The sequence below is a fragment of the Labrenzia sp. THAF35 genome (genome assembly GCF_009363595.1).
In the GTDB taxonomy this organism is placed as follows: domain Bacteria; phylum Pseudomonadota; class Alphaproteobacteria; order Rhizobiales; family Stappiaceae; genus Roseibium; species Roseibium algicola.
Map to the genome: position 1 here is coordinate 698,874 of NZ_CP045380.1, position 11,683 is coordinate 710,556.

12 protein-coding genes are annotated in these 11,683 nt (G+C 59.6%); 6 read left to right on the forward strand and 6 right to left on the reverse strand.

The window, feature by feature from the left end; translation table 11 throughout:
- Window positions 1-13: 13 nt before the first annotated feature.
- From FIU93_RS03255 to FIU93_RS03280, 6 genes are all read right to left on the reverse strand, one after another.
- On the reverse strand, window positions 14-1,321 hold the full coding sequence (locus FIU93_RS03255; RefSeq protein WP_152504814.1) for a cyclopropane-fatty-acyl-phospholipid synthase family protein: 1,308 nt from the start codon (window positions 1,319-1,321) through the stop codon (window positions 14-16).
- 105 nt (window positions 1,322-1,426) lie between these two features.
- Entirely contained in the window at window positions 1,427-1,711 is a 285-nt protein-coding gene (locus tag FIU93_RS03260; protein WP_022998979.1) for an HPr family phosphocarrier protein, read from the reverse strand.
- Window positions 1,712-1,718: 7 nt separating this feature from the next.
- Complete coding sequence (locus tag FIU93_RS03265; RefSeq protein ID WP_022998980.1) at window positions 1,719-2,123, reverse strand: PTS sugar transporter subunit IIA; 405 nt, start codon at window positions 2,121-2,123, stop codon at window positions 1,719-1,721.
- Window positions 2,124-2,259: 136 nt separating this feature from the next.
- On the reverse strand, window positions 2,260-2,727 hold the full coding sequence (locus FIU93_RS03270; protein ID WP_075281671.1) for an aldolase: 468 nt from the start codon (window positions 2,725-2,727) through the stop codon (window positions 2,260-2,262).
- Window positions 2,724-4,541 carry a sensor histidine kinase gene (locus tag FIU93_RS03275; protein WP_152504815.1) on the reverse strand — a complete coding sequence of 606 codons (1,818 nt, stop codon included), beginning with the start codon at window positions 4,539-4,541 and terminating at the stop codon, window positions 2,724-2,726. Before FIU93_RS03275 ends, FIU93_RS03270 begins: the two co-directional genes overlap by 4 nt.
- A 103-nt stretch (window positions 4,542-4,644) precedes the next feature.
- On the reverse strand, window positions 4,645-5,343 hold the full coding sequence (locus FIU93_RS03280) for a response regulator transcription factor (RefSeq protein ID WP_031268674.1): 699 nt from the start codon (window positions 5,341-5,343) through the stop codon (window positions 4,645-4,647).
- A gap of 501 nt (window positions 5,344-5,844) precedes the next feature.
- Here FIU93_RS03280 and FIU93_RS03285 point away from each other — a divergent pair.
- The 6 genes from FIU93_RS03285 to FIU93_RS03310 all read left to right on the forward strand — a co-directional run bounded on the left by FIU93_RS03285 (window position 5,845) and on the right by FIU93_RS03310 (window position 11,489).
- Window positions 5,845-7,455 (forward strand): phosphoenolpyruvate carboxykinase, encoded by a 1,611-nt coding sequence (locus tag FIU93_RS03285; protein ID WP_152504816.1) that lies wholly within the window; start codon window positions 5,845-5,847, stop codon window positions 7,453-7,455.
- A gap of 244 nt (window positions 7,456-7,699) precedes the next feature.
- The gene (locus tag FIU93_RS03290; protein WP_152504817.1) at window positions 7,700-8,035 is read left to right on the forward strand and encodes an XdhC family protein; all 336 of its coding nucleotides are present in this window, start codon (window positions 7,700-7,702) and stop codon (window positions 8,033-8,035) included.
- 17 nt (window positions 8,036-8,052) lie between these two features.
- The gene (locus FIU93_RS03295; protein WP_152504818.1) at window positions 8,053-8,679 is read left to right on the forward strand and encodes a LysE family translocator; all 627 of its coding nucleotides are present in this window, start codon (window positions 8,053-8,055) and stop codon (window positions 8,677-8,679) included.
- A gap of 3 nt (window positions 8,680-8,682) precedes the next feature.
- Window positions 8,683-9,378, forward strand: coding sequence for an XdhC family protein (locus FIU93_RS03300; protein ID WP_077290987.1), 696 nt, complete (start codon window positions 8,683-8,685; stop codon window positions 9,376-9,378).
- On the forward strand, window positions 9,375-10,991 hold the full coding sequence (locus FIU93_RS03305; RefSeq protein WP_152504819.1) for a molybdopterin-binding/glycosyltransferase family 2 protein: 1,617 nt from the start codon (window positions 9,375-9,377) through the stop codon (window positions 10,989-10,991). Before FIU93_RS03300 ends, FIU93_RS03305 begins: the two co-directional genes overlap by 4 nt.
- Window positions 10,992-11,282: 291 nt before the next feature.
- Window positions 11,283-11,489 (forward strand): hypothetical protein, encoded by a 207-nt coding sequence (locus FIU93_RS03310; RefSeq protein WP_022998990.1) that lies wholly within the window; start codon window positions 11,283-11,285, stop codon window positions 11,487-11,489.
- Window positions 11,490-11,683: the final 194 nt, after the last annotated feature.

Consider the following 11,683-nt stretch of genomic DNA (forward strand, 5'->3'; position numbering starts at 1 on the left):
TCATATGTCCCAATCACGTCCGGTAGAGATCCGCCCGTGATGGCGGCATGCCTGACGGACCCTTGGTGCGACGCGTCGCGACCGTCTGGAAGATGCCGATGGAGCCGCGTTCGAAGCCGAGCGAGACGCCAATGAGATAGGCCAGCCAAAGACGATATTTGTGCTCGCCTATTTCCGCGACAGCCGCGTCCTTTACCTTCATCAGGTTTTCCGCCCACAGCCGTGTCGTGCGGGCATAGTGCTCGCGCCAGGCTTCGACGTCGTGAACCTCGAAGCCGTGCGCTTCCAGATTGGTCAGCGTCCAGCCAATGTGGTCGACCTCCCCTCCCGGGAAGATATAGCGTACCAGCGCCTGGTATTCCGGCTTCTTGCGGCGGAACGCCTTCAGATCCTTTTTTCCGCGGCGGGTGATCGCATGGTGCAGGTAGACACCCCGCGGTTTCAGCAGGCGGTGCACGCTCTGGAAATAATTGTCGTAATTGTCCAGCCCGACCGCCTCGAACATGCCGATGGAAGAGATCTTGTCGAACTTCCCGTCCATGTCGCGATAGTCGATCAGCTTGACCGAGACCTTGTCTTCAAGGCCACGCGCCTTGATCCGCTCCTCGGCAAGCTTCAGCTGTTCTTCCGCCAGTGTGACCCCAACGGCTGTCACGCCATAATGTTCGGCGGCGTGGCAAATCAGGGCGCCCCAGCCGCAACCGATATCGAGCATCCGGTCGCCCGGCTTCAGCCGCAGCTTGCGGCAGATCATGTCGAGCTTGTCTTCCTGCGCCGTCGCCAGATCGTTCGACCAGTCGGAGAAATAGGCGCAGGTGTAGACCATCTCCGGGTCGAGAAAGAGCCGATAGAAGTCATTGGAAACGTCGTAATGGAACGCGATGTCGTCCTTGCGGCTGCCGGAGCTTCGGTCCGCTGACTGACCGGCATCAAGCCCGTCCGGGTTGGCTTCAGCCTCGCGACCAGAGCCGCGCCAGAGCGAAAATCCGGTTTTCAGAAGCAGGGTCTTGTTGAGGCGTTTGCGAATTTCCCGGCTTTTGAGTGTCGGCCGCTTTTCGGCAAAGTCGAAAATGCTGCCACCGCGCGGGTCGACGTCGCCATTTGCATAGAGATCGATCAGCGTCTTGATGCCGGGACGGCGAAGAAGACGCGTCAGCGCCGTTTCGGAAAGAGCAAGCCGCAGACCGTCCGCCGGCGCATCGGCAGGTACCCGGGATCCGTCCCAGAGTTCGAACGCGAATTCAAGTTCCAACGCCTCATGGACATGGGTAAGTGCAGTGCGTGCGGCGGAAATCAGTCGGTCCTGAGTGTGGCTCGCCATGTCGGCCCCCGGTTCGGTTTGGAAGGGTGTGGCCGATGCCCGGAATTCACTCGATCGACCGCAGCAGGAATGTGCACCGCAGGGTGGCGGCACGAAATGTCAAAATCAATCTTCTTCGCCAAAGCCGCTTTCGACGAGTTCGGCAATCGCCGCCATGGCGTCTCCTGCATCAGAGCCGGTGACGCTGACAGTGATAAAGCAACCCGGGCTGGCAGCGAGCATCATGAGACCCATGATCGACGTTCCGCCGACGGTCTGGCCGTCCTTGGAAACCTGGACGTCTGCGTCAAACGTCTCCACCAGCTTCACCAGCTTTGCGGAAGCCCTGGCATGCAGGCCACGGCGGTTGACGATTGTCAGGTCTTTTTCCAACACGGTCTGCGCTGTCATTGTTGTTTTAGTTCTGTCCCGACAGCACCTGGCTGGCAACCGAGATGTATTTCTGGCCGGCCTGACGGGCTTCGTCGACAGCATCGGCCAGTTCGCGATCTGCGCGCACACTGGCAAGCTTGATCAGCATCGGCAGATTGACACCGGCCACCACTTCAACGGATTTGCTGTCCATCACGGAAATTGCGAGGTTGGAAGGTGTGCCACCGAACATGTCCGTCAGAAGCACCACACCCTTGCCGGAATTGGCAGCTTCAACAGCGGCCAGAATGTCCTGGCGCCGCTGCTCCATGTCGTCATCCGGACCAATGGAGATGGTTTCAACCTGTTCCTGTGGACCGACAACATGTTCCAGCGCCGCTTTGAATTCCTCAGCAAGGCGCCCGTGCGTAACAAGTACAAGTCCGATCATGCGTCAGTTAGCCTGATTATCGAGTGCGTTAAGCTCAGGATCCCAAAAGAGATCCGGAAAGAGCCGGGCGTTTATCAGTCTGATGCACTCTCTTCAACCGCTTCGTCAGTTGCAAGCAAAAAACGCCCCTGCTGCCTCAAATATAATCCGGTCCTTTGGGGAAAAGGTGCCGTAACGCCCAACGGATCAGGCGCAGGCTGTGCTCAGGGTCGTTTTGCGGGCACATAACCACCGGTAAATGCACGCCTTCAAGGCAGGTTGTCGCAAGAGCCTGCTCCGGCATCCTCTCGATGGCGTCGGCCTGCTTCAGTTCGACCAACAGATGCACTTGCGCGTGCGGCAGAAAGCGCGTTTCGACAACACCGAAACCGCGGACTTCCATGCGGCCTTCGATCGTCCGCGGCGCATGCGCCTCGAGCCGTCCATCGGCTGCAGCAACATGCGTGTAGTCGTCAGCCACCAGAAGGCCGAGATTGCCTTTGGCCCGTGCCGCCTCGATGAGAATATCCGAAAGGGTTGTCTTGCCGCTTCCGGCACCACCCCGGATCAGAAGGCCGGCTGTGCCCACCACCACGCAGTTGGCATGAACCGCCGGAGGCGTCACTTGCTCCGCCCTGCCGGCAGATAGATGGTGAAACGAGCACCTGCAATCTTCTGCTTGCCGTCCCGACTGGGCACCAGCCGGTTGGTGGCAACTATGGTCCCGCCATGGGCTTCGATGATCTGCCGGGAGATCGACAGACCCAGACCGGAATTGTTGCCGAAGCCTTCGCCTTCGGGCCTGTCGGTATAGAAGCGTTCAAAAATTCGCTCGGTGTTTTCAGCACGGATGCCGGGACCGTCATCATCCACGATGATCTTGATCATCCGGCCGTCCCGGCTGAGATCCACCCGAACCGTTCCGCCGGCGGGCGAGAAGGACCTGGCGTTGTCCAGAAGGTTGCTGACGACCTGTCCGAGGCGAATATCATGGCCTTGCATCTGATAAGGCTTGCTGCCCTGAGCATCTGCAACGGCCAGCTTGACACTTGCCTCATCCGCTCCGGATCGCTGGTTGGCGGCATCGGCCATGTTGCGCAGCAGCTCGGCCAGGTCGATCGGCTCGGCCTGGATCCGGGCCAGTTCCGCATCAAGGCGGGAAGCATCGGAGATGTCGCTGATCAGACGATCGAGGCGGCGCACGTCATGCTGGATCACTTCCATCAACCGGTCCTGCGAATTCTTGGACTTGGCCAGCGGCAGGGTTTCCACGGCGCTGCGCAGCGATGTCAGCGGGTTCTTCAATTCGTGCGCGACATCGGCGGCAAACTGCTCGATCGCATCGATCTTGTTGTAGAGCGCGTGGGTCATTTCCCGGAACGAACGCGCCAGATGGCCGATCTCGTCCTGCCGATCCGAAAAGTCCGGTATCTCCTCGCGAGAAGTCGAGCCTCGCCGCACGCGGTCCGCGGCAGCCGCAAGGCGCCTGACCGGGCCGGCAATCGTCCCGGCCAGCAGGATCGACAGAAGGATGGTCACTGTGGCGGCAAACAGGAACACGCGAATGATGGCGATACGTTCGGCCCGCACGATGGCGTCGATGTCACCGCCCTGTGTCGACAGGAGCAAGGCCCCAAGGACCGCGCGGAACCGCTGGATCGGCACGGCAACGGAAACGATCAGCTCGCCCCGTTGCGAGATCCGCGTCACGCTGGCCGGGGATCCGGCAAGCGCCGCCTCCACTTCCGGATAGGCACGGCCATCGCCACCGCCTACGTCCTGATAGATCGGCAGGTCACCCTGGCGCAGCCAGCGCTTGACCCATTGCCAGGTCGAATCCCAGAAGCCTTCCTCCTCCGCCGTCGGAGGCGGCAGATCGAAGCGCAGGATCTGGGCGCTGGTATAAAGGTGGCGGCTGTCGAGGATGAGAATGCCTTCCGGATCATAGATACGCGCCCGGGTCTTGGTCGGCGAAATCAGGCGGCGCAGCACGGGACCGACCCGTTCCGGGTTGATCGGAAAGTCGAGACTGTCGAGATCTTCCTGGGTCGGGGTAATGCTTTCGCCCGCCTGCAACTGCAACAGGCGTTCGGGGTCGACGGTGATCGTGCCCGTATCGACGGTGGCGGACGCGGCAATGGCGCCGGCAATGATTTCGCCCTGGGTCAGAAGGCTCTGCACCCGTGCATCGATCAGCCCCGCGCGAAACTGGTTGAGGTACAGGATACCGATCACCAGTGCCAGCAGACCCACGAGGTTGATGGCGATGATCCGCCGCGTCAGCGACGAGAGAACATACGTTCCGAAGATACGGCCCAACTGGCTGAGCAGACGGCGACGGATGCGCTTGTTGCCAAGCCGGCGCAGACGGGAGCGATCCGAACCGTTCTGAGGTTCAGAGGCACCAATCTCTTCCGCGCTCTCGCTTTCCACCGCCATTCAGGCTCACATTAGATCAAAGGCTGTTCAATCGAAACCGACTGAACAGCCAAAAGCAGATCGTTTCCAGGTTTTACCGGGACAGTCGCTCTACCGGTCCGTTTCAGACTTCCCGGAAACGATACCCGACACCGTAGAGGGTTTCGATCATGTCGAAGTCGTCATCAACAACCTTGAACTTCTTGCGCAGCCGCTTGATGTGGCTATCGATGGTGCGGTCATCCACATAGACCTGATCGTCATAGGCCGCGTCCATGAGCGCGTTACGGCTCTTGACGACACCGGGCCGCTGCGCGAGCGCGGACAGGATCAGGAATTCGGTCACGGTCAGCGTGACAGGTTTGCCGTTCCAGGTGCAGGTGTGACGCTCCTGGTCCATCACAAGCTGGCCACGTTCCAGCAGTTTGTCGGCATCGTCGCGCGGCGTGGATGCGTCACGCGGTTGCGCCCGGCGCAGCACCGCGCGCACACGCTCGACCAGAAGCCGCTGCGAAAAGGGTTTGCGGATGAAATCGTCGGCGCCCATCTTCAGGCCGAAGAGTTCGTCGATCTCGTCATCCTTGGAGGTCAGGAAGATTACCGGCAGATCGGAGTTCTGGCGCAGGCGGCGCAGCAGTTCCATGCCGTCCATACGTGGCATCTTGATATCGAAAATCGCGAGTTCCGGCGGGTCGCTCTGCAGGCCGTCGAGCGCCGATGTACCGTCGGTGTAGGTTTGAACGCGATAGCCTTCCGCTTCCAATGCGATAGAGACCGAAGTCAAAATGTTGCGGTCGTCATCGACCAGGGCAATTGTCGGCATGCTTTGTTTTTCCATTTCCGGCAACGCACCGATGGCGCGCATCGGCATTAATGTAACACACAGCCTTTGGCCTGCTAAATGCGCATAAATTAAGGCAATCCGCCTCCGGATATGCTTGCATGACACAAAGACCGCCCAGCCGGCTGCATTGGTGGGGATCACTGTAAAAGATTTCAAGAGACCAACTTAACGTCAAGTCTCGTACATTGGTGGCGGGGCTCAGTCGAGTCTCTACTACAAGTGCGAAATGAACGCACTTTCTTTCGATTCAATCAACATTTCGAACATTCCGAAAGTTTCGAATTTTAGTTCGACGTCCAAATTAATCATTGGCAATTTAATGGTGATTTTTAATCGATTAAACAATTACATAGCACCTTTGGTAGTCTTGCTGCCGTTTAGTCATTCCACTACGTTCGCAGCCCTCACAGCCAGATTTAGCTTTTCTTAACTTTCTCCGGCCGTGACAAAACTAGCCCCCATCACGAGGACTGCGGGAACATGCAAGAAGTAGGTGTCAGGAATCCCTCAATTGGTTGCGAAACTTTCGGCTTCAAAGGCCTGAAAGCGCTCTATTGGAACCAGAACGAGCCTGCTCTTTATGAATATTCCCTCTCCCGCGGCGAAGCGCAGCTAGCTGCCGGCGGCGCGATTGTTGCCGAAACCGGTGTTCACACCGGCCGCTCGCCGAAAGACAAGTTCGTGGTTCTGGACGACGAGACCCGCGACACAGTGTGGTGGGACAATAACGCCCAGATGTCGAAAGCCAATTTCGACCTGCTGCTGTCCGATTTCCTTGCCCACGCCGAGGGCATGGAGCTATTCGCACAGGACCTTTACGGCGGCGCTGACAAGACCCATCGCCTGCCGGTGCGCGTCTATACGGAATATGCCTGGCATTCGCTGTTCATCCGCAACCTCCTTCTAAGGCCCGAGACTTCCGAGCTGGAAGGCTTTGCGCCGGACATGACAATCATCGATCTGCCAAGCTTCAAGGCGGGTCCGGAACGCTACGGCTGCCGGACAGAAACCGTGATCGCCTGCGACCTGACCCGCAAGATCGTCCTGATCGGCGGAACCTCCTATGCAGGCGAAATGAAGAAGTCCGTCTTCACCATGCTGAACCACCTGCTGCCGGCAAAGGGCGTCATGTCCATGCACTGCTCGGCGAACTTGGGTGATGCAGGCGATACCGCAGTGTTCTTTGGCCTGTCCGGCACCGGCAAGACCACGCTCTCCGCCGACCCGTCCCGCACGCTGATCGGCGACGACGAGCACGGCTGGGGTGAAAGCGGCGTCTTCAACTTCGAAGGCGGCTGCTACGCCAAGACCATCAAGCTTTCCGCGGAAGCCGAGCCGGAGATCTACTCCACCACCCAGCGCTTCGGCACGGTTCTGGAAAACGTGGTTCTGGACGAGAACCGGGTTCCGGATTTCGACGACGGTTCGAAAACCGAAAACACCCGCGCCGCCTACCCGATCCACTTCATTTCCAATGCCAGCGACACTGGCTGCGCGCCGATGCCGAAGACCATCATCATGCTGACGGCCGATGCCTTCGGCGTCATGCCGCCGATCGCGCGTCTGACACCGGCGCAGGCGATGTATCACTTCCTGTCCGGGTACACCGCCAAGGTGGCCGGCACGGAAAAGGGTGTTACCGAGCCGCAGGCGACCTTCTCGACCTGCTTCGGCGCGCCGTTCCTGCCGAGGCATCCGTCCGAATACGGCAACCTGTTGAAGGACCTCATTGCCAAGCACAATGTGGATTGCTGGCTGGTCAACACCGGCTGGACCGGCGGTGCATATGGCACCGGGCAGCGCATGCCGATCAAGGCAACCCGCACGCTGCTCACTTCCGCACTGAACGGAAGCCTGAAGGACGCCGAGTTCCGCACCGATGCGAACTTCGGCTTCGATGTGCCGGTTTCCGTCGAAGGTGTCGACGATACGATCCTGACCCCGCGCGAAACCTGGACGGACAAGGATGCCTATGACGTTCAGGCCGCCAAGCTGGTGCAAATGTTCGTCAAGAACTTCGCGACCTTTGAAGCCCATGTCGACGGTGCCGTGCTGAATGCCGCTCCCGCCGTGCGTATGGCTGCCGAATAAGCCCGAAAATAATACCCCGCAAAACCTGAACGGCTCCTCCCCCTCGAGGAGCCGTTTTTTCGTGGGTAGACAACGCTCTTGCGCTTCCCGATCACGACGTCCCGCCGGATGGATGATCGCTGAGAAAGTCCGCAGTTGGCGCGAGGAGCACAGGGTGACGCTGCCCTTGCTTTCCCTCGCCTGCTCTCTTTCATCAAATTCAGAAAGATCTATATTGAAGGTCCTACCTTGAAGGGGCGACCTCATGACGGCCACAGAGACGACTTCCATTCCCGACGTTTTGAAGACCGCCGAAAGCTGGCGCGGTGCAGGACGTTCCGTTGCACTGGCGACCGTGGTCGAGACCTGGGGTTCCGCGCCACGACCGGTCGGGTCCCATCTTGTCATTGATGCCGAAGGCAACTTCGAAGGCTCCGTCTCCGGCGGTTGTGTCGAAGGGGCGGTGGTGTCCGAGGCACTCGACGTCATCGAGACCGGCAAGCCGACCACGCTGGAATTTGGCGTTGCCGATGAGACAGCCTGGCGTGTCGGCCTTTCGTGCGGCGGCCGCATTCGCGTCTACGTCGAACCCGTCACCTGATCCCGGATCTGATTTCGATGACTACGGAAACCCTGTTTGCCTTCGTCGCCGCTACGGCTCTTTTTGCTTATATGCCTGGCCCGGCCCTGCTTTATACCGCCGCACAGACGATCGCCCGCGGACAGCGGGCCGGTTTCATGGCTGCCGCGGGTATTCACCTGGGCTGTTATGTGCATGTCTTTGCCGCAGCCTTTGGCCTGTCGGCGATATTCAGTGTCGTGCCGACACTCTATTTTGCGCTGAAGCTGGTTGGCGGGCTTTACCTGATCTTTCTCGGCATCCAGATGATCCGGACCCGCGTAGTGGCCGGACCGACACCCAATCTGCCCCAAAAATCCGAAAAGCGAGCCTTTGCAGACAGCGTGCTGGTGGAGGTTCTCAATCCCAAGGTCGCCATCTTCTTCATCGCCTTCCTGCCCCAGTTCGTCACCCCTGACGCAGGCCTGCCGATCTGGGCGCAGTTCCTGATCCTGGGAACGTTCGTCAACTTCGCTTTCACCTCGGCAGATATCGTCACCGTTCTTTTTGCAAGCCAAGTGAAAAAGCGGCTGACCAGGACATCGAAGTTCCAGAGCCTCACGCGCTGGCTTGGAGGATCGCTTCTGGTGGGACTTGGACTGAAACTGGCAACGGACCGCGCATAGACCATGGACTTTTCCCTGCTAAGTGACCTCAACAAGGACCGTGCCGCGCGCCGTGCGGCGATCCTGGTGACCGACATGGTGGACGGGCAGCAACGCCTCGTCCGCAAATCCGACGATTTTTCCGGCGATCCCCTGGCTGAGGAACTTGCAAGGCGTTTCCGCTCAGGTAAATCCGGCATGATCACCGCAGAAAGTGGCGAAGTCTTCCTGAACGTATCCTTGCCTGCGCCGCGCCTGGTCATCATCGGCGCAGTGCACATCAGCCAGGCGCTTGTTCCGATGGCGGAGATTGCGGGGCTTGATGTGACCGTCATTGATCCGCGCACGGCCTTTGCCACCGAAGACCGCTTTCCCGGAAGCACACTCAAGGCGGACTGGCCCGAAGAGGTCTTGAAGGATGCGCCCCTTGATGCCTTCACGGCCGTTGCCGCTGTCACTCATGATCCGAAGATCGACGACTACCCCCTGATGGAAGCGCTGAAGACGGGATGTTTCTATGTCGGGGCGCTCGGCAGCCGCAAGACCCACGGCAAGCGTCTGGAACGCTTTACCGAAGCCGGCCTGGCACCTGAACTGTTTGACCGGATCGATGCTCCGATCGGTCTCGATATCGGAGCAGCTTCGCCGGAGGAAATTGCGGTGGCCGTGCTGGGCGCCATCATCAAGGCGTTACGGACTGCTCCGGGAGCTGCCGCATGATATTCGGCCCTTGTCCGCCGGAAGATGCCGAAGGCTGTATTCTCGCGCACCAGACAGCCCTGCCGAACCGTGTGCTGAAAAAAGGCCGCCGCCTGACGGGACAAGACTGCGCCGAGATTGCCGCCGCCGGTATCGACGGCCTCATGGTTGCCCGGATAGAACCCGGCGACACCGGAGAGGATGCCGCGGCCGAGCAGCTTGCCACGGCTGCTGCAGGTGCGGGTCTTGAGACCGACACCGCCTTTACGGGGCGCATGAACCTCTATGCCGCCACCAACGGCGTTCTGGTGGTCGATGCGGATGCGGTTACCGCGGCCAACCGGATTGATCCGGCCATCACCTTTGCGACCCTGCCGAACTACAGCAAGGTTCTGGCTGGCCGAATGGTTGCAACCGCGAAGATCATTTCCTTTGCCGTTCCAGAAGAACAACTGGGAGCCGCCGAAAACGCTCTCAGGGGCGCAGTCCGCGTTGCCGGCTTCAGTCCGCGCAAGGTTGGCCTTGTCGCAACGCAACTGCCGCATCTCAAGCCCTCGACCATGGACAAGACCCGCCGCGTGCTGGAAGACAGGCTGTTGCCGAGCGGATCAATCGTCCTGAGCGAGCACAGGGTCCCCCACAGCAGGGAAGCCGTTGCCGAAGCCTTGCGCTCGCTGAAGGAAGAAGGCGCTGATTTTCTGATCCTGTTCGGGGCTTCTGCCGTTGTCGACAGGCAGGACGTGCTGCCTGCGGGTCTGGATCTTGCCGGCGGGACGGTGCACCACCTGGGCATGCCGGTGGACCCCGGCAACCTGCTGATGCTCGGAAGTCTCGACGGCATTCCCGTGCTGGGCGCACCGGGCTGCGCCCGAAGCCCGAAGGAGAACGGTTTCGACTGGGTTCTGGACCGCCTGCTTGCCGGACTGGAAGTCCACCCCGACGACATTACCGCAATGGGTGTTGGAGGCCTTTTGATGGAAATCGGGACACGGCCGCAGCCCCGCGAAGGCAAACGCAAGGGCGAAGCTGCCAGGATCGCGGCACTGATCCTTGGCGCAGGCAAGTCATCCCGCATGGGCGGTCCGAACAAGCTGCTTGCGACGCTGGACGGCAAGACCCTGATCCGGCATGCCGCAGAAGCTGCCGCCGGCGCCGGTCTGTCACAGACCGTTCTTGTAACCGGGCATCTGGCTGAAGAAGTCGGCGCACAGGTGGAAGATCTGGACGTTACGCTGGTGCACAACCCGGATTTTGCAGACGGCATGGCCGGGTCTATCCGCACAGGCATGAATGCTCTCGCCGCAGATACCGATGCGGTGATCGTTCTTCTGGGCGACATGCCACGCATCGGCAGCGATGTTCTGAAGAGGCTGATCGGCACTTACCGCGAAAACGACAACAGTCTGATCGTCACCGCAACGGCGGATGGGAAACGGGGCAATCCGGTCTTGTGGGACCGACGCTTCTTCGAAGCCCTGAGATCCTTGAGCGGCGACGTTGGAGCGCGTCACATCATTGGCGAAAACCCCGGGTTCGTGGCCGAAGTCGAGATCGGATCCGCCGCAAGACTGGATCTTGATACACCCGATGCGCTTCGGCAGGCTGGAGGCAAGTTGCCTGAGCCAAAAGGCTAAACCTTTGGCCTGGTAAAGTAAGCCGAAGCAATAAAACCAAACGATAACATTACATTAACCCGGTATGCACTGAGTGCAGGCCGGAATTGCCAGCTATTCTATTGCAATTTTGTGACATGCCGCTTATGTAATGCCTGCGCTTGCTGAAGGGCACCCAATTGGGTTGGACAACGGATGACGTCCCGGGCGCCGCTTACATCCGATTCCTGTCGAAAGCTGTTCGGATCCTCCCTCCCGAGGATGCTCGAGCGCTTTTGTCGCTTGGTTAAAAGAAGAACGAAGGAAAACGTCATGGCTGACTTGTCTCTCCCGCGCCCGGGCTGCTGCAAATGGGCAGAAGGTGATTCTGGTAACTACATCTTCCCGTGCAGCACGCGCGTCGAAGCAGGGGTCTCCTATTGCACCGAACATAGCGCCATCGTCTACATCCCGCCGGAAGAGCGCCGCCGCAACCGTTCCGGTGGTGGCATGAGCCTGTCCTTCCGCCGCGCGGCATAAGAATACAAGCTGCTTGAACTAAAAAAGCAGACATTCCGTGGAACACCACGTACCTCGAAACCCGGCCCTCAGGCCGGGTTTTTTATTGCCCGGATTTTCCCGTGCTGAATTTCAAGGCTGCAAGGCTGCAAGGCTGCAAGGCTGCAAGGCTGCAAGGCTGCACGAAAAGCATATCAACATCGAGCAACCTCTGC

What these genes read in the sequence shown, in the direction of transcription:
- FIU93_RS03280 (WP_031268674.1), bottom strand. Translation starts at nt 5,343, where the DNA reads ATGCCGACAATTGCCCTGGTCGATGACGACCGCAACATTTTGACTTCG.
- FIU93_RS03310 (WP_022998990.1), top strand. Translation starts at nt 11,283, where the DNA reads ATGGCTGACTTGTCTCTCCCGCGCCCGGGCTGCTGCAAATGGGCAGAA.
- FIU93_RS03295 (WP_152504818.1), top strand. Translation starts at nt 8,053, where the DNA reads ATGACTACGGAAACCCTGTTTGCCTTCGTCGCCGCTACGGCTCTTTTT.
- FIU93_RS03300 (WP_077290987.1), top strand. Translation starts at nt 8,683, where the DNA reads ATGGACTTTTCCCTGCTAAGTGACCTCAACAAGGACCGTGCCGCGCGC.
- FIU93_RS03305 (WP_152504819.1), top strand. Translation starts at nt 9,375, where the DNA reads ATGATATTCGGCCCTTGTCCGCCGGAAGATGCCGAAGGCTGTATTCTC.
- FIU93_RS03285 (WP_152504816.1), top strand. Translation starts at nt 5,845, where the DNA reads ATGCAAGAAGTAGGTGTCAGGAATCCCTCAATTGGTTGCGAAACTTTC.
- FIU93_RS03290 (WP_152504817.1), top strand. Translation starts at nt 7,700, where the DNA reads ATGACGGCCACAGAGACGACTTCCATTCCCGACGTTTTGAAGACCGCC.
- FIU93_RS03255 (WP_152504814.1), bottom strand. Translation starts at nt 1,321, where the DNA reads ATGGCGAGCCACACTCAGGACCGACTGATTTCCGCCGCACGCACTGCA.
- FIU93_RS03260 (WP_022998979.1), bottom strand. Translation starts at nt 1,711, where the DNA reads ATGACAGCGCAGACCGTGTTGGAAAAAGACCTGACAATCGTCAACCGC.
- FIU93_RS03265 (WP_022998980.1), bottom strand. Translation starts at nt 2,123, where the DNA reads ATGATCGGACTTGTACTTGTTACGCACGGGCGCCTTGCTGAGGAATTC.
- FIU93_RS03275 (WP_152504815.1), bottom strand. Translation starts at nt 4,541, where the DNA reads ATGGCGGTGGAAAGCGAGAGCGCGGAAGAGATTGGTGCCTCTGAACCT.